The sequence below is a fragment of the Rhizobium bangladeshense genome, from assembly GCF_001662075.1.
GTDB classification, from domain to species: domain Bacteria; phylum Pseudomonadota; class Alphaproteobacteria; order Rhizobiales; family Rhizobiaceae; genus Rhizobium; species Rhizobium bangladeshense_B.
Genome location: NZ_LYPL01000016.1, coordinates 103,998 through 123,458 on the forward strand (window position 1 = coordinate 103,998; position 19,461 = coordinate 123,458).

The window sequence follows — 19,461 nt, forward strand, 5'->3', positions numbered from 1 at the left end:
GCCTCCGAGGGGAAGACGGCGGACTCTACGCCGACGACCACCTCTGGGACAAGTCAGTGACGGCGGCCTTTCGGCTCCTCCATCCGGAAAAGAAGGCCGTCAGTCTCGACGCCCGCCATCAGCTTCTTCCGCGGCAGCTTGGACGGCTAACCTTCCTCAGGCGGTTTGAGGTGCCGGAACTGCCATAGCAGCAGCAGGTCATAGGTGATTTTCATTGAGGCGCAGATGAGGAGCGGCCAAGCCCGATAGGATGCAGCAAAGAGAGCGCCCGCGAGTGCAGGGCTGGCCGCCGCTGCCAAACTTCGGGGCACCGACGTGAAGCTTGCGGCCGCGGCCCTCTCCGCCTCGGTGACAACAGCCATCACGTAGGAAGAGCGGGTCGGCACATCCATCTGCGAGAGCGCCGCTCGAATGAGCAGCAATGTGATGGTGAGGGGCAAGGTGGGTGCGAATGCGGCGAGGCCAAGGGCAATGCTGGACGGAATGTGGGTGAACACCATGGTATTGACCAGTCCAACCCGCTTCGACAGCCAGGCGGCGACAGGAAACGAGAACGCCGACAGCACTCCGGTCCAAAAGAAAAACAGTCCGGCCTGGGAGAGCGAAAGATCGAATCGTTCGAACAGCCACAGGGCGAGCAGGGACTGCACCACGAAACCTCCCGCGAAAGCATCAAGACTGAAGAGGGTTGCAAGCTTCAGGACGATGGCGCGTGAAGGTCCGAGTGACGCCGGATTGCCGGCGTCGTGTTTCACCGGGCGAGGCGGTATGCGAGCATAAAAAACGCCACCGAGAATGCCGACGAGCGCATAGGCAATGAACATAAGCTTGATCGAAGTCAGTTGCGCTATCCCCAGCCGAGTCATCACGTCGGGCAGCGCCGCGGCGAGCGCGCCGCCGGCGCTTGCGAGCGCCCCGACGAGGCTGTAACGGGCGAACATCCTCGTCCGATCCGCGCTGGCCGCCTCGCGGGCGAGCACCGCATGCTCAAGGGGCACGAAGATGCTCACGCTGCCGGCCGAAGGATTGATGGTGCCGGCAAACGCGACCACCAGCAGCAACCAATAATCGTTGGTCATGGGCACGGCGATACCGGTTGCGACCATCAGGGCAGCGGCCGCCAGAAGCAAGCGGCGGAGATCATGACGCGCACCAAGAAATCCGATGACGATGGTCAGGAGCGCAGAGCCAAAGAGCGACACCGTGGCGATTACACCAACCTGCAGGGGCGACAGGCCGAGAGCCAGCAAATAGACCGGCAACAGGATGGCGACGAACCCGTCGCCGAAGTCGCGCAAAGAGCGGGCTGCGAAGAGCCATGTGATCGGCTGAATGCTGCGCATTCCTTACCTGCTTCAATTATAGTTCGCGCTCTACACCCAGCCGACGAGCAGACCGTAGAGAAGCCCGAGGATAGCGCAGGCGGCGAGCACCGTCAGCATGCCGACCTTGAAGCGGAACACGGCAATGACGGCCGCCAAGGTCAGGATCAGCGACGGGAGGTTGACGGAACTCAGCATCGGCAGGTCAACGGTCATCCCGAAGCCGCGCGCTTCCTGGAGTTCGCCGAACAGCACATGCAGCGCGAACCACACCGCAAGGTTCAAAATGACCCCGACGACGGCCGCGGTAATTGCCGCCAGCGCTGCGGAGAGCGCCTTGTTGTTGCGCATCGTCTCCATGAACGGCGCGCCCAGGAAAATCCAGAGAAAGCAGGGGACGAAGGTCACCCAGGTGGTCAACAGGCCGCCGAGCGTGCCCGCCAGCAACGGATTGAGGAAACCCGGCGCGCGATAGGCGCCCATGAAACCGACAAACTGCGTCACCATGATCAGCGGGCCGGGCGTGGTCTCTGCCATGCCGAGGCCGTCGAGCATCTCGCCGGGCTTCAGCCAGTGGTATTGTTCCACCGCCTGTTGGGCGACGTAGGACAGGACGGCATAGGCGCCGCCGAACGTGACCATCGCCATTTTCGAGAAGAAGATCGAGATATCGGTGAAGATGTTGCCCTGGCCGAGTAAAAGCAGCAGGGCGAAAACCGGTCCTCCCCAGAGCAGCAAGCCGACCGCAGCCACCTTGAGGGACCAACTGGCCGGCGGGCGGGCGTGGGCGGGGACGTCTTCGCCGAGAAGACTATCGGCGTCGGCGACCTGTTTGCTTCCGACCTTGCCGTGGCCATTGCCCGCCCGGAACGCTGCCCAGCCGGCCCGGCCACCGACATAGCCCACGACGCCGGCAACCAGGACGACGAGCGGGAAGGGGGCGTGAAACAGGAAGAGAGCAAGGAACGCTGCGACGGCAAGACCAATCATCACATTGTTCCTGAGGGCCCGCCTGCCGATACGCAGGACGGCGTCGAGCACGATCGCCAGCACCGCAGCCTTCAATCCGAAGAACAGCGCCTGGACGGCTCCGACATTGCCCAAAATCGCGTAGATCCAGCTCAGCGCCATAATGGCAACGGCGCCTGGCAGCACGAACAAGGTCCCCGCCACCAGTCCGCCTTTGGTCTTGTGCAGCAGCCAGCCGATATAGATCGCAAGCTGTTGCGCCTCCGGGCCTGGCAAAAGCGTGCAATAGTTCAGCGCATGCAGGAACCGCGTCTCGCCGATCCAGCGCTTCTCCTCGACGATAATGCGATGCATCATCGCAATCTGTCCGGCGGGACCGCCGAAGCTTAGGGCGGCCACCCGTGCCCACACGCGCAACGCTTCGGCGAAGGAAATGCCGTGGGAGGGCGCGTCGGGGCTCTGGATCGGGGTGGAGTCGAGATCGATTTTGTTCATGGTGAGTGTCCGTACGTCATCAACGCTTTGCGCGGAAATATTGGTAGAGGTTGTCGAAGACCGGCCCGCCCTGGACGATCCGTTGCTCGTCCTGCGGCTGGGCTGCGCAGATCCCGGCAATCAGGCTGGCAATGCCGCTCGTCTCCTCGCGTCCGAACTTCGCGTCCTTCAGATCGATGTCATGAATGATCTCTGCGATGGCCTGGAGTGCCGGATCCGTGATGCCAGCCTTGGCGAGCAGGACCTCGAAGCTGCAGCGATCACCTTCATGGGTGATCTCGCCCTCGAACATGTCGAAGCGAATTTCTCCTTCATTTGGGATGTATCCCTTGCCCTGCACGAAGCGAATGACCGCATCTGGGTCGATGAAACGGCGGATCAGCCAGCTGCAGGCAATTCGATCGACATGCACGCCCTTGCGAGTAATCCATACGTGTCCCTTCAGATCGGCCGCGGTCAGCCGTGTCGTTTTCGGAACCTCGTTGACCATCTCCATATCCTCTGCAAATCCGCTCTCAAGTTCTGCGATCAAGCTTTCCGCCGAGAGACGGCCGGTCGCCCCGAAGAAATCGATCGCCGCGACATCGGTGAGCCGCTTGCGCAAGCGGCCGAGGTGCGAGCGTAGCTCGGCCTTTTCCTCTGCCGTTCCAGTCGCCTCCAACCGCGCTGACAGCGTCCTTGCCTCCTTGGCGATCGCCTCGTAGGCCTCGTCGCGGGCAGCATCGAATAGTGCGCGCGCCTGAGCGTCCGAGAGGCCATCGATCAGGCGCGCCTCGCACACCATCGCTTCGCCACCGCCTTCGAGGATTTCCTTCAAAAGCCATTCGAAATCCTCTTGCGTCTCGGCATTTGCCGGCAGCGCATAGACCGTGCTTTTGACGGCGACCGCCCCTATGCGCTGCAGACGGCGCCAGATCTTCACCCGGAAGTAGGCTGGCTTGCTCGGCAGTTGGTGAATCAGAAGCAGCCAGCGTTGCTCAGCCGGTGAGGTGCGGTCGATCATGTTCATACCGTATCATCAAAAATCGAAAAAGCAACACTTGTATCATTCGAGGTTCGGGCGTAGCGTTGTGGCGTTTCCCCGAGCGAGGACGCGTCATGCACCGGATCATGCCACTACCTTTCAAGCCGCCACGTCTCGACGGGCTCTCCGAGCGGCTGCTGGCCAGCCACTACGAGAACAACTACGGCGGCGCGGTACGACGCCTGAATGCCATCGAGCGCCGGCTCGATGAGCTCGACTGGAGTGCGGCGCCAGTCTTCGACATCAATGGGTTGAAGCGGGAGGAGCTGATTGCGGCAAACTCCGCCATCCTTCACGAGATCTATTTCGACGGGCTCGGTGGATCGGGGGATGCGGCGGGTGATCTCGCCGAAGCGCTGGAACGCGACTTTGGCAGTGTTGCCAATTGGCGCGCCCGCTTCACCGCCTGTGCCAAAGCGCAGGCGGGCGGTTCGGGCTGGACGCTTCTTGCGTGGTCGGAGCGTCATCAGCGCCTCATGATCCATTGGGGAGCTGACCACACCAACTGTCTTGCCGGCAGTGTACCGATCCTGGCGCTCGACATGTATGAGCATGCTTATCATATCGATTTCGGCGCCAAGGCAGGCGCCTATGTCGATGCCTTCATGAAGAACATCCATTGGGAGCGGGTCGGCGGTCGCTTCCGAAGGCTGACCGAGCGGCTATCCGACATTCCTGCGGTTGAAACCGAGGGACGGGACGACGTCGCGCCGGAGGATCTTCTCGTTCGCCTTCAACGGCAGGAGGATCTCGTCGTACTCGACGTCTGCCTCGCCGAGGATCTGCCGAAGCGAAGCGACATGCTGCCGGGCGCGATTGCAAGGCTTTCCGAGACGATCGGCGGCTGGGCCGACCAACTGCCGCGGGACAAGCCGATCGTCGTCTATTGCATCTACGGCTTTCAGGTCAGCGGCGATGCCGTCGCCGAACTCCGCGGCCGCGGCCTGGATGCACGGGCGCTCGCCGGCGGAATTGCAGCCTGGCATGCGATCGGCGGCCCGACCGTCCCGTTTGCAAACGTTGAAAACCGTTGAAGGAGGTCAATGCGATGAAATGGGTTACCCGCGAACGTCCGGTCATCGACCGTATCGCCTGCCCCTGGCTGATCGCGCGGTTTATCGACAAGGAACCGGAATTCCTGTTCGTGCCGCCGGACCAGGTGCTCAAGGTGGCAGAGGAGACCGGAGCCACGCCTTACGATGTGCCCGGCGTCGAATATACGCATGTGGGCGAGGGTTGCAGTTTTGATACCTTCGTCGACAAGCACGGATTGGACAGCGATCCGGCAATCGTCACCATCGCTGCCATCGTCCGCGGCGCCGACACCGACCGGCATGACCTGACGCCGCAATCGGCAGGGCTGCTGGCAATCTCGATGGGGCTTCGGGACGTTACGCCTGACGATCATGAAGTGCTGAAGCACGGCTTCGTCATCTATGACGCGCTCTATGCCTGGGCCTCGCGGCGCAAAACCGAGACGCACAGCTGGCCGCCTGCGACGAAGCCTACCGCAGCCTGAACTCGGGCCACGCCCCTCCAAAAGGAGCAAGACGGTGCGATCGAGACTAGCGATCGGTGTAACCTGCGATCTTCTGCCAAACGGAGACATGTCGATCGCTGACCTTTGTGAACGGCTCCTTTTTCCACCCGCCCCATCGGTCTTTGAGTTTTAAGCCGGCCAGCCGCGCCATAAGGTCGAATTCCGCTGGCCATGCATAACGAAACGGGGCCGAGAAATGCCTATAGCTTCCGTCCCGGAACCAGATGTGATGGGACGAGAAGTTCTGGTTGACCACGTCGTACTCGTCGACGCCCCAATGCGTCTCGGTGCGGTCGAACGCCAGGATCGTCTCGCCGAACGGAAGCCGCTGAAGCGGCGGCACGCCAACCTCGATAAGGAAGTGCCCACCAGGTTCCAGATGCTCGGCCGCGTTTAAGAAACAAGCGACCTGGGCTTCCTGCGACGTCAGGTTGTTGATCGTGTTGAAAGCCAGATAGACGAGGGAAAATCGCCTCTCGACACGGGTTGTCGCCATGTCGCCGATCACCACCGGAATTTCCGCGCCGCCCTCTTTGGCGCGAAGGCGAGACACCATCGCTCGCGAAAGCTCGATGCCTTCCACCTGTACCCCTTTCCGCGCGAGAGGGAGCGCCAGGCGGCCGGTACCGATCGCGAACTCCAGGACGCGCCCGCCTCCTGCGACCTCGGCCAGCAGATTGACAGCCGGATCAACTACCTCCGGGGCCGAGATCCCATCATCGTCATCGTAGGTTGCCGCGACCATCTCGTCAAAAAGCCCGTCGTCATGCATCTTGCTTACCTCTCTGATAATGGCGGTTGCTTGAGGACCGGTAGTGCCATCACGTTGCCCGCCGCTTCGCAGACATCGCATCAATTGGCGCTTGCGATCGCGCCAGCTCGCGAATCTCATGGCGCGCGACGCCAATGTCCATCAGTTCGCGGTCCGATAGCCACTGTAGTGCATGTTCCGTTTCGCGCCGTTGCCACCAGTGGACGACGGGCGCTCCAAACCGCAAAACTGCCAGCTTCGTCAGAAAACTGGGAGTAAAGCGATCCGAAATTGCAGTTTGTCGGAGTTCGAATGTCATAGCTTACATCCAAGTTGTGCTGCGGTGATATCAATCTAGTGAAATACCATCCGACGTGTTATCGTCAGTCTGACAAATTATGTCTGTGAGACGCCATGATTGCCCGCGACAACCTGACCAACGTTCATCTGCCGGAAGACGGATTTGGAGATTACCCGCACACCGCTGTCGCTCAGGGTGGAGCAGAGCCCGCCGGGCGAACCTATTGTTTCCACACGCACCACCGCGCTCAGCTTTTCCAGATCGTGCGGGGTTCGCTAAGGCTGGAGACCGAGCGGGGCTACTTCATCGTTCCGCCTGAACGTGCCGTATTCGTGCCGTCCGGCGTCCTCCACGAAGTGACATACCTGCAGGAGACGGAGCGCAGCTACCTCTTCTTCCGGCCCGACGCGGTCGTGAACCTGCCCTCCCAAGTCTGCGTGATCGGTACGACGCCGCTCCTGCGCGAACTTATCCTGGCGTTCCTGGAGATACCTCGTGCGGACGCCGGCAGTGCCCGTGCCGAGCGGCTTGTAGCGGTCATTCTCGACCAGCTTGAGGCGAGTCCGGTCGCGCCGCTGTCCCTTCCGTCGCCGGCATCCGAACGCCTCCGGAGCATCGCTTCGGACATACGGAACGAACCCGGTGCCGATTGGCCACTCGATGAACTTGCGTCACATGCGGCCATGTCCCCCCGCAGCTTTCAGCGCCATTTCCAATCTGAGACAGGCATGAGTTTCCGCGCCTGGCGTCAGCAGGCGAAACTCCTCAAAGCAGTGGAGTGGCTCGCCGCCGGCCGAAGCGTCGGCGATATCGCCTTTTCGCTCGGCTACTCAGGCCCCAGCGCCTTCATTGCGGTGTTCAGGACGGCCTTCGGTGTCTCTCCCGGACAATATTTCCATGGAACCTTTCCGGGCTATGGTGCCGGATCCTCCGCGCGGCTGGCGCAATGAGGCGTCCTTTGGCGCAAAACGGCAAAGCAGAATCCGCCGGGCGGCCAATCGGACACTGTCTGCTGTCCGCACGCCAAACTCGACAGTAGTTGGCGGCGCGCTGTCCCATTGAACCCTCGTGGAGTTGGCTGACGACGACCTTGAGCATATCCGGGAACGTGCTCTCTTATCATGAGTGATCCTCGACACCGATATGCAGCGCCACGCCCAGATCGGCCTCAACAAGGCCGAGGCTCATCAGGCACTCAAGAATGCCTTGCGCATTGGGAGGCAGGGTGAAATCCGGGATCGAGGGTCTGGATGCACCGGCCGAACTTCTAGCCGATATCTCGCCTCTAGGCTGGGCGGGCGATATCTCTGGCCCTCCGAGGCAATGCTTGGGGTGTCATTCCGTCCCCAGCCGGAAACGACCATGGAAAGGTTCTGTCCAAATATCGTCAACCGCTCGGTCTCCCACGCTCTGGCCGTGGGCCGGACTGAGAACCGTTATTTTCGGCGGAATTTTTGCGACGCTGGGAAGGCGCGGCCGAAGTCGAAGGAGGGCAGTTGCAGCGGCGTGCGGGAGCCGCGGAAGACCAGTCCGACGAGATTGTCGACGAGGAGGATGAACCCCAGCGCCAGACCGAGATAAAGCAGAGCGGCAATGAGCAGGAGCGGTATTTCCATGCTTCACACGATCACGTTGGAAGCGCGGCTGCAGGTTGCGACAGACGTGACGAAGAGCATGTCGATACGGTGGTTCATGGCTGCTTCCCTCGTTTCGCCACAAATCCCGGCTTGCGGGCGCAGGTTCAATTTTTTGGGAAGCCCCAAAGTTTGCAGCGTCATCCTGGCCTTCGTCACCCCCGCTCGGAAAACCCGCCTGCAGGTTTCAATAAAACACAACTAATTCAGACATATGACAAAGAACGGATGAAGGGCGTCGCTACGACGCCCTTCTCATCCATGCGATCGGAATTCCAATATTCAGGACGCAGTCTTGCGGGTCGCAGTCCGCTTGGGGGCCGGTGTGACGACGCCGTTCGTCTTGGCGGCGGCTGCCGCACGCTTCGGGGCCGTTACGGCGCTCTTGGGTTTGGGTTTGGCTTGTTTGCCGTTGGAAGCAGAGCCCTCGAGCGCTTCGCGCTCGTGTCGTGCCTGTTCCCAATGGATGGATTCTCGCCCTGTCGGATAGCCCTCTTCTTCCCAAAGGGCGTATGCACGTTTCTTTATCCACTCTTCCCGAGTTTCTGCCATCGCTGATCTCCAGTCACATTATGCCGTCGTTCGAACGCGATACTGCTTGGATGGTTCCAGAGGAGGGGCGCGGTTTCAAGTGAAATCGAGCTGCAACCGCAAATATTTCGCATCGCAGCATATCAAGGTTGAGAATCGACACTCACCGAGGCTGAAATTCCGCCGCCCTGTGCAGATCTGACACGAACGCGCGGCGCTGCCGGTCCTGTTCGGCCTCATCGCGGATTCGCAGGAGATAGGAGGGGTGGATGGTCACCAGAACCGGCGGATGGTTTGCCGGTTGCAGGATATGACCGCGCTCGGGCGTCAATTTCACCTTCGGCCCGAGCAGCGCATAAAGAGCGGTTGCGCCAAGCGCTACGACGAGTTTCGGCTGCAGGATGTTGAGCTCCGCCCCGAGCCACCAGGCGCAACGTCGGATCTCGCCGGCATTGGGTTTGGCATGCAGGCGCCGTTTGCCGCGCGGTGTGAACTTGAAGTGCTTGACCGCGTTGGTGACGTAGCAGCGCTGACGGTCGAGACCGGCTTCTTCGAGACAGTGGTCGAGCAGACGGCCGGCCGGGCCGACAAAGGGCCTGCCTGTGATATCTTCCCGGTCACCCGGCTGCTCACCGACAAGAACGATCTCGGCTGTCCCCGGCCCTTCGCCGAAGACGATCTGCGTCGCATTCCGATAGAGGTCACAGCGGGTGCAACCTTCGGCCTGATGCCGGAGTTCGGCAATGCTTTCCGCATCCGCGACTTCGAGCGCCAAGGCGGGACCGACGTTTGCGGCGATGTTCATCATCGCGATCCTCATCTCCTGTTGAGGAATCGATCTCAACCGGGATTGTTCCCCCGACCGAACCGGCGATGGGAGCCGGGCCGCGGCGAAAATTTCGCGCCTTGGGGGAGGGGCGGTACAATTGAACGCCGGCGTTTCGCGGCTATATTGGCCACCGATGTTCTATCTCCTGTCGACCTACTGGCCGCATATCCTCTTTGTCGTTTCGATCGCCATGGGGGCCGCGGCGGCGATACATGCCGCCATGACCAAGGAGGAGGTGCGCGCCGCGATCGGCTGGGTCGGCGTCATCATCCTGTCTCCTGTTGTCGGCGCGCTGCTGTATGCGATTGCCGGCATCAACCGCATCCGCCGCAAATCGCTGAGCATTCGCCGCGACGCGCTGCTGCTTGCGCCCGGCATGAACGAACTGGAGACGTTCGACGCCGAGGCCGAGACGGTGATCAGCCAGTTCGGCCGCCGCTTTGCGGCGCTGCAGACGCTGGGCGACCGGGTGACCCGCAACCCGCTGACCTCGGGCAATGCGATCGACATGCTGGAGACCGGCGACGAGGCCTATGCGGCGATGAAATCAGCCATCGACGAGGCGAGCCGCAGCATCCTGCTCGAAACCTACATTTTCGACCGCGACGCGATCGGGCTGCGCATCGCCGACGCGCTGATTGCGGCGGTGAAGCGCGGCGTGACAGTCCGGGTGCTGATCGATGCGGTCGGCGCCCGTTATTCGGTGCCGAGCATTCTCGGCTACCTCAAGGAGGGAGGCGTCACCGTCGCCGTCTTCAACGGCAATGTCATCATGGGCCTGCGGCTGCCCTATGCCAATCTGCGCACCCACCGCAAGATCCTGATCGTCGACGGCCGTATTGCGCTGACCGGCGGGATGAATATCAGGGCGGGCTTCAGCGAGCAGGAAATGGGCGAAAGCTTCGCCCATGATACGCATTTCAGCGTCACCGGCCCTGTCGTTGCCGACCTCTTCGACCTTGCCGCCGAAGACTGGCGCTTCACTACCGAGGAGCTGTTGAACGGCGAAGCCTGGCGCATCGAGCCGCCGCAGCGCAACCCCGGCGATCCCATCCTGATGCGCGTCGTCGCTTCCGGGCCGGATCGCAGCGTCGAAACCAACCACAAGATGCTGATGGGCGCTTTTTCCGTGGCGCGGCAATCGATCCGCATCATGTCACCCTATTTCCTGCCGGATCGCGAACTGATCAGCGCCCTGGTGACGGCGGCGCGCCGGGGCGTTGAAGTCGATATCATCGTGCCTGACGTCAACAACCTCATGCTGGTCGACCGGGCGATGACGGCGCAATTCGATCAGATCCTCAAGAACTACTGCCGAATCTGGCGCTCGACCGGCAGCTTCAGCCACTCGAAGTTGCTGACGGTCGACGGCACCTGGGCCTATGTCGGCTCTTCCAATCTCGATCCGCGCTCGCTCAGGCTGAATTTCGAAGTTGATCTCGAAGTGCTGAACGAGGGCTTTGCCGCCGAGATCGACGAGCATATCGACGAAACCCTGAAATCGGCGACGCTGGTGACGCTGGAGGGCTTGCGCGCGCGGCCCTTTCCGGTGCGGCTGCTCGAGAAGGTGCTGTGGCTCGGTTCGCCCTATCTTTGACGGATTTTTTCCGTTCTGACGTGGCAAGTTCGGCTCGGCCGACTATACTGCGGAATGAGTAGCCCTTTGATCAACGGAACAAGTGCGCCGCCCGATGCACGCCAGGAAAGACAGTCTTCCCGCCAGTATCCTCGCCTCGATCCGAAGCAGGAAAAAGCGGCTCGACGCGGCGCATATGGAGGCAAGACCGCGCACTGCCGGAACGCTGATCGCGTCCTACAATGTGCACAAATGCGTCGGCACCGACCGCCGCTTCGACCCGGAGCGCACCAGCCGGGTGATTCATGAAATCGGCGCCGACGTGATCGCGCTGCAGGAGGCCGATACGCGATTTGGCGAGCGCACCGGCATTCTCGACCTCGGCCGGTTGGAACGGGAGACGGGACTGATCCCGGTGCCGGTCGCCGGCATGGCCAAGGCGCATGGCTGGCACGGCAATGTCGTGCTCTTCAAAAGAGGGCTGGTGCATGACGTGCACCAGGTGAAGTTGCCGGGGCTGGAACCGCGCGGCGCCCTCGTTGCCGAAATCGAGCTCGAACAGGGCGGGGTGCTGCGCATCATCGCCGCGCATTTCGGCCTGCTGCGCCACAACAGAGCCCAGCAGGCCCACACATTGGTCGAGCTGATCAAGAACAGGCACGAAATGCCGACCATCCTGCTCGGCGACCTCAACGAATGGCGGCTCGGCGATCGCTCCTCGCTCAACACCTTCCAATCCGCCTTCGGCGAGCTGCCCCCGGCCGTCCCGAGCTTTCCCGCCGGCCTGCCGCTCTTGGCGCTCGACCGCATCATCGCCAACCGCAAGGGGATCATTTCGGAGGTGGAGGCGCATGATACGCCACTCGCCCGCATCGCCTCGGATCATCTGCCGATCAAGGCGCTTGTCCACTTGAAGGCCGTTGGCGGCTAGGACATTTCAATGCCGCGAACCTTGTGCGCTTGTGAAGTGAACCAACGCAAGGCCAAAGCTGCAGGCGCTCTCGGCCAACGGCCAAAGCTGTCTGGCCGCAACCCGGCGACCTGTCGGCGCGGCCGAGGGCCGACTGGAAGCACGATCTCTGGGCAGCGCTCTGCCACGCTCCGGTTTCCTGAGCGGCAGTACGACCTGGTTCGACCTAGACCTCAGCCCTTCGCAGGGCGGACCTCCATGAACACGTAGGGCGCTCCCGTGCTCGAGGGGATCGCATAAACGTCGTAGGATGCAGTCGGATCCTCGCCCATTCCCAACGAGCCGGGCGGCATGCCAGGCACGGCCAGGCCCCGAAAGGGTGGCCGCTCCCGCAGCAATCGCTGGACGGCCTCGAGCGGAACGTGTCCCTCGAGGTAGTATTCCTCGACGACAGCGGTATGGCATCCTTCCATTTCGGCAGGCACGCCCAGCCGTGCTTTGACCGCCGGAAGGTCGTCGGTGTCGCGAGCGTCGACGGAAAATCCTGCCGCGGCCATCGCCTTCGACCATTCATGACAGCAGCCGCAGTTCGGATCCTTGTAGACGGTCATCTTCGCCGGGGCGGCGCGGGCTCCTGCGCCAAGGAAGGCCAGGCCTGATGCCGCCAACGCGATGAAGCTTCTCCTGTGCATCGTCCCCACTCCTCGATGTCCTGCCGCCCGGATAGACCCGGGCGGCAGGAGGTGGCTATTTTACATTGGTGACGGTCAGCTTGCCATTCACACGCTCGGCAACGAACTCGACATTCGCGCCTTCTTTCAGTTTCTCGATCAGAGCCGGGTCGTCGACACGGAAGACCATCGTCATCGCGGGCATGTCGAGGTTCTTCAGGTCCTCATGCTTGATGGTGACCTTCTTTGCCTTTGCGTCGACCTTGTTGATGACACCTTTGGTGAATTCCTCGGCGAATGCGCCGAAGGCTGCGCTGGTGCAGAGCAGGGCGGCGAGGCCGATTTTGATCATTGCGGTTTTCATGCGTGTAGCTCCTTTGTTGCAGATTACTTGCCGGCGACGGTGACGTCGCCATGCATGCCGGCTTCGTAGTGGCCGGGGATCAGGCAGGCGAACTTGAACTCGCCGTCCGTGGTGAACTTCCAGACGATCTCGCCGGATTGGCCAGCCGGAAGACGAATGGAATTGGCGTCGGCATGTTCCATTTCCGGGAACTTCTCCATGACCTTCTTGTGCTCCAGGATCTTGTCTTCCTGATCCAGCACGAATTCGTGGTCGAGGGTTCCGGCATTCTTGATCGCGATCTTGACCGTCTGCCCTTTGCGGACGTTGAAGACGGCAGGGATGAATATCATCTTCCCGTCGTCGGTTTCCTTCATCGTGACGCGGATGGTCTGTGTCGCCTTGGCCTTGTCGCCGGGTTCTCCGACAGCCATCTTTTCTTCATGGCCGCCGGCGTGATTGCCGGAGGCAAGGGCCGGGGTTGCGAGGGCGACCAGCGCCAGTGCCAGTACATAGTTCTTCATTCGTAAATCCTTTTTTGATGTGGAGGATTGAGCCTCAGCCTTTTGTCGGCTTCGGTGTGATTTGCGTTTTCGCGTCCTTGGCCTTGGTCGCGTCCGGCAGTTCGCCGGTCCACTCCCAGGCCTGCGTTCCGGGCGGGTTTTCGTACCAGCCCGGATCGGAGTAGTCGTCCGCCGAGATACCCTCGCGGACCTTCACGACCGAGAACATGCCACCCATTTCGATCGGGCCGTGCGGCCCCCAGCCGGTCATCATCGGAACGGTGTTCTCGGGGATGGGCATTTCCATTTCGCCCATGTCGGCCATGCCCTTGGTTCCCATGGGCATGTATTCCGGCTGCAGCTTCCTGATCTTCTCGGCGACCTTCGACTTGTCCGCGCCGATGAAGGTCGGTATGTCGTGACCCATCGCGTTCATCGTGTGGTGCGACTTGTGGCAGTGGATCGCCCAGTCGCCGAGGTACTTGGCGTCGAACTCGTAGGCACGCATCGCGCCGACCGGGATATCGATGCTGACCTCCGGCCAGCGTGCTTCCGGTCGCACCCAGCCGCCGTCCGTGCATGTCACCTCGAAGTCGTAGCCATGCATGTGGACGGGGTGGTTGGTCATCGTCAGATTGCCGACGCGCACGCGCACCCTGTCATTCTTCGAGACGACCAGCGGAGTGATGCCCGGAAACACACGGCTGTTCCAGCACCACATGTTGAAATCGGTCATCTCCATGACGCGCGGCACGTAGGAGCCGGGGTCAATGTCGTAGGCATTGAGCAGGAAGACGAAGTCGCGGTCGACGGGCATGAACGTCGGGTCCTTCGGATGGACGACGAAGAAGCCCATCATGCCCATCGCCATCTGTACCATCTCGTCGGAATGCGGGTGGTACATGAACGTGCCTGATTTCACGAGGTCGAACTCGTAGACGTAGGTCTTGCCAACGGGGATGTGCGGTTGCGTCAGGCCGCCGACACCGTCCATGCCGGATGGCAATATCATGCCGTGCCAGTGGATCGTCGTGTGCTCCGGCAGCTTGTTCGTCACGAATATGCGGACGCGGTCGCCTTCGACGGCCTCGATCGTCGGTCCAGGCGATTGGCCATTGTAGCCCCAGAGATAGGCCGTCATGCCCTCAGCCATCTCGCGTTCGACCGGCTCGGCGACGAGATGGAACTCCTTAACGCCGTTGTTCATCCGGTGGGGCAGGGTCCAGCCGTTGAGGGTGACCACCGGCTGATAGTCCGGTCCCGAGGCCGGATGGAGCGGCGGCTGCATGTCTGCCGAGTCCATTGTCGGCGCGTCGGGCAGGCCCATGGCCGAGGTCTTGGTCCAGGCGCCTGCCGCCAGCAGGGCAGCGCTGGCACCGAACAGTTGTCGTCTGTTGAACATGGCGAGTTCCTTTCTCAATGGCCGCCGCCACCGCCGCCTTCGGAGGCAGCGGCGACTTCGGTCTCTGCCGATGCGGTCGTCGCGCCGCCGCCATAGATCGCTGGGGCGAGATTGGCTTCGGCGAGCCAGAAGTCGCGCTTTGCGTTGACGGAGAGCAGGATGGAGTTGATCTTGTCGCGCGTGTCGGTCAGCAGCTCGAACGTGTTCGAGATCATGCCGTTGTAGGTCAGCAGGGATTCCTCCTCGACCTTCGTGCGCAGCGGCACGACGCTGTTGCGGTAGTGCCGGGCGATGTCGTAGTTCGAGCGATAGGCCTCGTAGGCGGACCTCGCCTCTGAGCGGACGTTGACGGCCTTCTCCGCAAGCAGGTTCGCAGCCCGCATGTAGGCCAGCTCGGCCTTGCGCATCCGGGCCTTGCCGGTGTCGAAGATCGGAATGGCGAATTCCAGTTCGACCTGGGCTGTCGTTTCCGTCTTCTTCTCGTCGTCCTCAATTTCCCGTTCCGCTTCAAAGCCGGTCAGGATTTCGAGGTCGGTGACATAGCGTGTCGCCTCGGTGAGGCCGTACGATCTGGCGGTGGCCTCGAGTTCGAGCTTCGCGACCTGAAGGTCGATACGGTTCTTAAGAGCCTCGGCCTCGATAGTGTCCCGTTTGACAACGGATTTCGGTAGTGGCGGCAGCCCGTTCGGAACCTGGTAATCAAGGTCCGAGCCCCACAGCCCCATGAGCCGGGTCAGCTCCTCCTTGGCAAGCCGTGCCGCCAGTCGGGCCTTCGCCGTCTCTCCGGCGAGTTCGGCGACGAACACGTGCTCGCGGGTCTGGGCGCCCTTGGCCATCGCACCTGTCTCGCCCAGCTTCTCCGCGAGCTCTGAAGCGGCGTCCGCCGCAGCCTGGGCTCGCTGGAGCTGGCCGACGTTCTCCCAGGCCGCCACCGCACCGATCCAGGCACGCCGCGTGTCGGCGGCGACCTGGAGCGTTCTCACGGCCGCGGTCAACTGCGCCTGGCGGAAGCGGGTGTCGGCGATCGCGATGTCCCGGTTCCTGGTCGCGAGCGCCAGGATGTTCGTCGTGATCATCCCCTCGATGGTCTTGAAGGCCTCAAGTTCCGGGGTGCCTATTCCCGTCATGCCGATGGAAACGGTCGGGTTGATGAACATTGTCGACTGCCAGGCGTCGGCGGCGCTGTCGCCGAGATCGGCGTAGGCGGCCTGCAGGCCCTTGTTGTTCAAGAGGGCGATCTGGACCGCCGTCTCGACGCCGAGCGGCTTCTTTTGCGCGAGCAGGCTTTTGACCTGCGCAGCCGCCGAGCGGGCCTGGCTCTGGTTCTGTATCCAGACTGTCTGCTTCGTGGTCACAATCGCCGTCTTGTCGGCAACGGAAGCAAAACCAGCTTGCTTGCTTGAATATTCGGCGCCCGTGACGCAGCCGCTCAGGATCAGCGGGAACGTCAGCACCGTGACGAATTTTCCGAGGCCGATCATGGGGCGTCTCCCTTTTCACGAGATTGCAGATCGTTCTGTCTGCGCCATGGCTTTGGATCGACCGGCTGCCTGACGACGTAGCCGGAGATCGGTGACCGGTAGGAGACCGGGCGGGGAGACGGCTCTTCGATCGCGGCGGGAAAAGCCACCACGTCGGGAGGAAGCGTGGATGCGCAGCCGCCGACAACAAGCGGCAGCCCCACCACAAAAAGCGAGGGTTTCATTATGAATTTTCCGAATAAGAGATGGCCTACGGCACCCGCCCAGATGCAGGCAGGCGACCGACATCGACCCGATCACGCGGGTGCGTCTCTAATCAGATATTCGGGGGACGATGGAGAGCCGGCAGCTCGCCGAGAGTCGTACGATCGTCGGCGAACTGCCGGATCGAGGTCACGACGGGTCCGCCGACGTCGGGGCTTTCGCAGATGATGCCAAAGCCGCCGCAGAAGTCCTTGCAGCATTCCTGCTTGACGAGCTTCGACGCGCCATCGCCATCATGAGACATGTCGCCATGCGAATGATCATGATCGGCCACCGCCGCCATGTCGTGACCTTCATGGGAAGGCATCACGTCCGTGGACACGACTTTGATCTCGGGAAACGAGGAGCCATGCATCGCCGCGTTGGCGTTCGACAGCGAGTACCCCGCCAGTGATACGATGATCACCAGCCGCATTATCACGAGCAATCTGCTCAACGTGATCCGGTACATCTTGCCCATGCTCCTCGGACTACATGCAAAGCTGTCCGATTTCAACTGCGACTCTTGTGTCATTGATGTTCGAGGCCTTTATGTGGCGATCATCAGGTCGTGCACAAGCTAGGGCTTCCAACGGTGGCAAGGTCAACAGGAGCTGTTCTTTTTTGATGATGATCGACCTTGCATCCTACGCGGGCCTTTTCACTGCCGCCTTCGGTGCGGCGACGATACTGCCGATGCAGTCCGAGCCCGTGCTGGTCGGCCTTCTTCTCACGGGCAAGTTCCCAGTCCTGGTTCTGCTCGCCGTCGCCAGCGTCGGAAACACTCTTGGAAGCATCGTCAACTGGTTTCTCGGGCGCGGCATCGAACGGTTCCGGGATCGGCGCTGGTTTCCAGTGGGCGAGGAAGCGCTCGAACGTTCGTCCCGCTGGTACAGGAAATACGGGAAGTGGACGCTGCTACTTTCCTGGATGCCGGTGTTTGGAGACGCTCTCACGGTTGTCGCCGGCGTGCTCAAGGAGCCGCTGCTAGCCTTTACGATCCTGGTATTCGTCGCGAAAACGGGGCGTTACGTCGTGCTGACACTAGCGACTCTACAGATTGCCAGCTGACTTCCGGCGCGGCAGCAGCATCCGGTCCAAGGTATCGTTTCGGGCAACCAGCGCGTGCCAGGCCGCCGCAGCGAAATGCAGCGCCACCATTGCCAGGATGATCCTGGAGCCGATGACGTGGTATGGCGCGATCCCGAACCAGACGTAGCTTGCAACGAATCCCATGCAGGCCTGCCCGATGATTGCTGCGTAGAATGCATGGTGAAGCATCGTTGCGGCCCGCGCGGCCCACGTGTTGGGTGGGCTTATCCGGGGTGGCTGCATGATACGAAGAACCAGCCGCACGCCCATCAGCAGGCCGATCGCAATTCCTGCGAAGTTGTGGAAGAGGTGCTGGACGACGTCCCAGTACGATGGCGTGACGCCCATATGGACGGCGTGGTGGGTCCTCTCGATGCTGCCGCCCGTCAGGTACTGGACCGGGATCATCAGGGCGATCAGCCAGTGCAGTCCTATCTGGGCCGGTGTATAGCCACGTTTCATCGATCCCCTCCGAGCGACAGGGGCAGACTAGCCGGCGCCGGTTAATGCTTCCTCATCCGCCATCCCAAAACGCGCCGCCGCCAAGATCATCGATTGCCTGGAACATTTCTCCTGCCCTGCGGTTCTACCGCAGAAGGGAAACCCGGCCGGATGAGACTTAGGAACAGAATCCGCTACGCGCAGGCCGTAGTCTTCACCTTGTTGGTGGCGACAAGTCTCTTCGGCATGGCCGCGGGGTCGGCCGTTGTCGAAGTCCAGCATTGCTCGGCGGCGACGGAGCATCATTCCCAATGCGGACATGCGTCCGGGCAGCAGAACGCGTGCTGTTCGATGACGCACTGCTGTCCGATCCTCCCGGAACTCGGGGAGATCGCCGAGCCGCGGTTCGAGCCCAAGCGACATGATCGGAGGACGGCCGACTATCGGCCGCTGCTGCTGATCCGCGCGATCGATCCACCGCCCCGAAGCTCCGCTGCTTGAGACCTACCATCCTCAATCAGTTATCGGAGCACAATCATGAAGAAGCTCACTTTCCTTGCCGTTTCCGCGGCTGCCGCGGCTGCGTCCTTTGCGATCCTTCCCGCGAGCGCTTCCGCCCAATCGACAATGGCCTATCCCGAGAAGTGCAAGTCTCAAGGCATGGACCTGTCAAAGATGGACATGCCCTCGGGCGGCATGCCGATGGGCGAGATGACCGACTACCAGGGGGCCTCGATGGAAGGCATGAAGGACATGCACATGAACATGATGCAGGGAATGATGAAGAAGGACGCCGACGTCTCTTTCGTCTGCGGGATGATCGCCCACCACATGGGCGCAATCAGCATGTCGGAGGTTGAACTCAAGTACGGCGACAACGACTGGGCCAAGCATATGGCCCAAAAGGTCATCGAAGCCCAGAAAAGGGAGATCGACGAGATGTCCAAGTGGGTCGACAAGGAAGCTAAATAGGAGATTGCGCCATGCATCACATGCCGACTGAGATGAAGGCCTGCATCGACAACTGCCTGGCCTGCTACAGCGAATGCCTGTCGATGGCGATGGGCCATTGCCTGGAATTTGGCGGGGAGCACACGAAGCCCCCACATTTCAAGCTGATGATGGCCTGTGCGGAGATCTGCCGGACCTCGGCGCATTTCATGCTGATCGGCTCGGAACATCACAAGCATGTCTGCCGGGAATGCGCTGAAATATGCGCGCAGTGCGCCGAGGACTGTGAACGCATAGGCGAGATGCGGAGCTGCGTCGAGGCTTGCCGTCGCTGTGCCGAGAGCTGCCGCAAGATGGCGGCGTAACCGGGCAGCGCGTTCGCCCTCTTCCTGCCCAGATGACAACCGATACCCGTCGCACGCATCATGGCATTGGATACTGACGGCGGATCG

At 61.6% G+C, this 19,461-nt stretch carries 25 protein-coding genes and 1 pseudogene; 9 read left to right on the forward strand and 17 right to left on the reverse strand.

All coding sequences use genetic code 11. From position 1 onward, the window contains the following. Window positions 1–146 precede the first annotated feature (146 nt). The 3 genes from A7X77_RS26055 to A7X77_RS26065 are packed head-to-tail and all read right to left on the reverse strand — an operon-like array spanning window position 147 to window position 3,795. Window positions 147–1,343: an MFS transporter gene (locus tag A7X77_RS26055; RefSeq protein WP_064685731.1), complete on the reverse strand. Its 1,197-nt coding sequence runs from the start codon at window positions 1,341–1,343 to the stop codon at window positions 147–149. Between the two features lie 30 nt (window positions 1,344–1,373). Further along, window positions 1,374–2,786: a chromate efflux transporter gene (gene chrA / locus A7X77_RS26060; protein WP_064685732.1), complete on the reverse strand. Its 1,413-nt coding sequence runs from the start codon at window positions 2,784–2,786 to the stop codon at window positions 1,374–1,376. 19 nt (window positions 2,787–2,805) lie between these two features. Beyond that, window positions 2,806–3,795: a chromate resistance protein ChrB domain-containing protein gene (locus A7X77_RS26065; RefSeq protein WP_245293794.1), complete on the reverse strand. Its 990-nt coding sequence runs from the start codon at window positions 3,793–3,795 to the stop codon at window positions 2,806–2,808. Between the two features lie 89 nt (window positions 3,796–3,884). On the opposite strand from A7X77_RS26065, the gene A7X77_RS34315 reads away from it, so the two are divergent. Next, window positions 3,885–4,844, forward strand: coding sequence for a Fe-Mn family superoxide dismutase (locus A7X77_RS34315; RefSeq protein WP_064685733.1), 960 nt, complete (start codon window positions 3,885–3,887; stop codon window positions 4,842–4,844). Between the two features lie 14 nt (window positions 4,845–4,858). Next, window positions 4,859–5,329: a chromate resistance protein ChrB domain-containing protein gene (locus tag A7X77_RS26075; protein ID WP_064685790.1), complete on the forward strand. Its 471-nt coding sequence runs from the start codon at window positions 4,859–4,861 to the stop codon at window positions 5,327–5,329. Between the two features lie 46 nt (window positions 5,330–5,375). Here A7X77_RS26075 and A7X77_RS26080 read toward each other — a convergent pair whose 3' ends face one another. Together A7X77_RS26080 and A7X77_RS26085 are read right to left on the reverse strand one after the other, a co-directional pair. Then, window positions 5,376–6,122, reverse strand: coding sequence for a class I SAM-dependent DNA methyltransferase (locus tag A7X77_RS26080; RefSeq protein WP_064685734.1), 747 nt, complete (start codon window positions 6,120–6,122; stop codon window positions 5,376–5,378). Window positions 6,123–6,171: 49 nt separating this feature from the next. Continuing rightward, the gene (locus A7X77_RS26085) at window positions 6,172–6,420 is read right to left on the reverse strand and encodes a DUF1127 domain-containing protein (RefSeq protein WP_064685735.1); all 249 of its coding nucleotides are present in this window, start codon (window positions 6,418–6,420) and stop codon (window positions 6,172–6,174) included. Window positions 6,421–6,515: 95 nt separating this feature from the next. Between A7X77_RS26085 and A7X77_RS26090 the strand changes: the two genes are divergently transcribed. Both A7X77_RS26090 and A7X77_RS34450 read left to right on the forward strand, forming a co-directional pair. Next, window positions 6,516–7,352 carry an AraC family transcriptional regulator gene (locus A7X77_RS26090; protein WP_064685736.1) on the forward strand — a complete coding sequence of 279 codons (837 nt, stop codon included), beginning with the start codon at window positions 6,516–6,518 and terminating at the stop codon, window positions 7,350–7,352. A 178-nt stretch (window positions 7,353–7,530) separates the two neighbouring features. Then, window positions 7,531–7,650 (forward strand): annotated as a pseudogene (locus A7X77_RS34450) (Tn3 family transposase); the annotation flags it as partial. A gap of 188 nt (window positions 7,651–7,838) precedes the next feature. On the opposite strand, the gene A7X77_RS26095 reads toward A7X77_RS34450, so the two are convergent. From A7X77_RS26095 to A7X77_RS26110, 4 genes are all read right to left on the reverse strand, one after another. Continuing rightward, entirely contained in the window at window positions 7,839–8,018 is a 180-nt protein-coding gene (locus tag A7X77_RS26095; protein ID WP_064685737.1) for a hypothetical protein, read from the reverse strand. Between the two features lie 3 nt (window positions 8,019–8,021). After that, the gene (locus A7X77_RS33210) at window positions 8,022–8,180 is read right to left on the reverse strand and encodes a hypothetical protein (protein WP_156668159.1); all 159 of its coding nucleotides are present in this window, start codon (window positions 8,178–8,180) and stop codon (window positions 8,022–8,024) included. A 138-nt stretch (window positions 8,181–8,318) separates the two neighbouring features. Beyond that, window positions 8,319–8,588, reverse strand: coding sequence for a DUF2934 domain-containing protein (locus A7X77_RS26105; protein WP_064685739.1), 270 nt, complete (start codon window positions 8,586–8,588; stop codon window positions 8,319–8,321). Window positions 8,589–8,730: 142 nt separating this feature from the next. Next, window positions 8,731–9,372 carry a UdgX family uracil-DNA binding protein gene (locus A7X77_RS26110; RefSeq protein WP_064685792.1) on the reverse strand — a complete coding sequence of 214 codons (642 nt, stop codon included), beginning with the start codon at window positions 9,370–9,372 and terminating at the stop codon, window positions 8,731–8,733. A 157-nt stretch (window positions 9,373–9,529) separates the two neighbouring features. Here A7X77_RS26110 and A7X77_RS26115 point away from each other — a divergent pair, with 157 nt between their 5' ends. Together A7X77_RS26115 and A7X77_RS26120 are read left to right on the forward strand one after the other, a co-directional pair. Then, a complete protein-coding gene (locus A7X77_RS26115; protein WP_064685791.1) occupies window positions 9,530–10,993 on the forward strand; it encodes a phospholipase D-like domain-containing protein in 1,464 nt (487 codons plus the stop codon). Window positions 10,994–11,087: 94 nt separating this feature from the next. Then, a complete protein-coding gene (locus A7X77_RS26120; RefSeq protein WP_064685740.1) occupies window positions 11,088–11,903 on the forward strand; it encodes an endonuclease/exonuclease/phosphatase family protein in 816 nt (271 codons plus the stop codon). Between the two features lie 212 nt (window positions 11,904–12,115). Here A7X77_RS26120 and A7X77_RS26125 read toward each other — a convergent pair whose 3' ends face one another. The 7 genes from A7X77_RS26125 to A7X77_RS26155 all read right to left on the reverse strand — a co-directional run bounded on the left by A7X77_RS26125 (window position 12,116) and on the right by A7X77_RS26155 (window position 17,006). Then, the gene (locus tag A7X77_RS26125; protein ID WP_064685741.1) at window positions 12,116–12,574 is read right to left on the reverse strand and encodes a DUF411 domain-containing protein; all 459 of its coding nucleotides are present in this window, start codon (window positions 12,572–12,574) and stop codon (window positions 12,116–12,118) included. Window positions 12,575–12,629: 55 nt separating this feature from the next. Continuing rightward, the gene (locus tag A7X77_RS26130) at window positions 12,630–12,917 is read right to left on the reverse strand and encodes a copper-binding protein (protein ID WP_064685742.1); all 288 of its coding nucleotides are present in this window, start codon (window positions 12,915–12,917) and stop codon (window positions 12,630–12,632) included. A gap of 23 nt (window positions 12,918–12,940) precedes the next feature. Further along, window positions 12,941–13,420 (reverse strand): cupredoxin domain-containing protein, encoded by a 480-nt coding sequence (locus tag A7X77_RS26135; RefSeq protein ID WP_064685743.1) that lies wholly within the window; start codon window positions 13,418–13,420, stop codon window positions 12,941–12,943. Window positions 13,421–13,454: 34 nt separating this feature from the next. Beyond that, window positions 13,455–14,801, reverse strand: a complete 1,347-nt coding sequence (locus tag A7X77_RS26140; protein WP_064685744.1) for a multicopper oxidase family protein — start codon at window positions 14,799–14,801, stop codon at window positions 13,455–13,457. A gap of 14 nt (window positions 14,802–14,815) precedes the next feature. Beyond that, on the reverse strand, window positions 14,816–16,282 hold the full coding sequence (locus tag A7X77_RS26145) for a TolC family protein (protein WP_064685745.1): 1,467 nt from the start codon (window positions 16,280–16,282) through the stop codon (window positions 14,816–14,818). After that, entirely contained in the window at window positions 16,279–16,506 is a 228-nt protein-coding gene (locus A7X77_RS26150) for a hypothetical protein (RefSeq protein ID WP_064685746.1), read from the reverse strand. Before A7X77_RS26150 ends, A7X77_RS26145 begins: the two co-directional genes overlap by 4 nt. A 92-nt stretch (window positions 16,507–16,598) precedes the next feature. Further along, complete coding sequence (locus A7X77_RS26155; protein ID WP_197486896.1) at window positions 16,599–17,006, reverse strand: hypothetical protein; 408 nt, start codon at window positions 17,004–17,006, stop codon at window positions 16,599–16,601. A 149-nt stretch (window positions 17,007–17,155) separates the two neighbouring features. On the opposite strand from A7X77_RS26155, the gene A7X77_RS26160 reads away from it, so the two are divergent. Beyond that, a complete protein-coding gene (locus tag A7X77_RS26160; RefSeq protein WP_064685794.1) occupies window positions 17,156–17,596 on the forward strand; it encodes a YqaA family protein in 441 nt (146 codons plus the stop codon). Here A7X77_RS26160 and A7X77_RS26165 read toward each other — a convergent pair. Beyond that, window positions 17,579–18,079: a cytochrome b gene (locus A7X77_RS26165; protein ID WP_064685747.1), complete on the reverse strand. Its 501-nt coding sequence runs from the start codon at window positions 18,077–18,079 to the stop codon at window positions 17,579–17,581. The two genes, A7X77_RS26160 and A7X77_RS26165, sit on opposite strands and share 18 nt — an antisense overlap. Before the next feature lie 516 nt (window positions 18,080–18,595). Here A7X77_RS26165 and A7X77_RS26175 point away from each other — a divergent pair. Both A7X77_RS26175 and A7X77_RS26180 read left to right on the forward strand, forming a co-directional pair. Continuing rightward, window positions 18,596–19,030, forward strand: a complete 435-nt coding sequence (locus A7X77_RS26175) for a DUF305 domain-containing protein (RefSeq protein WP_064685749.1) — start codon at window positions 18,596–18,598, stop codon at window positions 19,028–19,030. 11 nt (window positions 19,031–19,041) lie between these two features. Further along, window positions 19,042–19,374: a four-helix bundle copper-binding protein gene (locus tag A7X77_RS26180; protein ID WP_064685750.1), complete on the forward strand. Its 333-nt coding sequence runs from the start codon at window positions 19,042–19,044 to the stop codon at window positions 19,372–19,374. Window positions 19,375–19,461 lie beyond the last annotated feature (87 nt).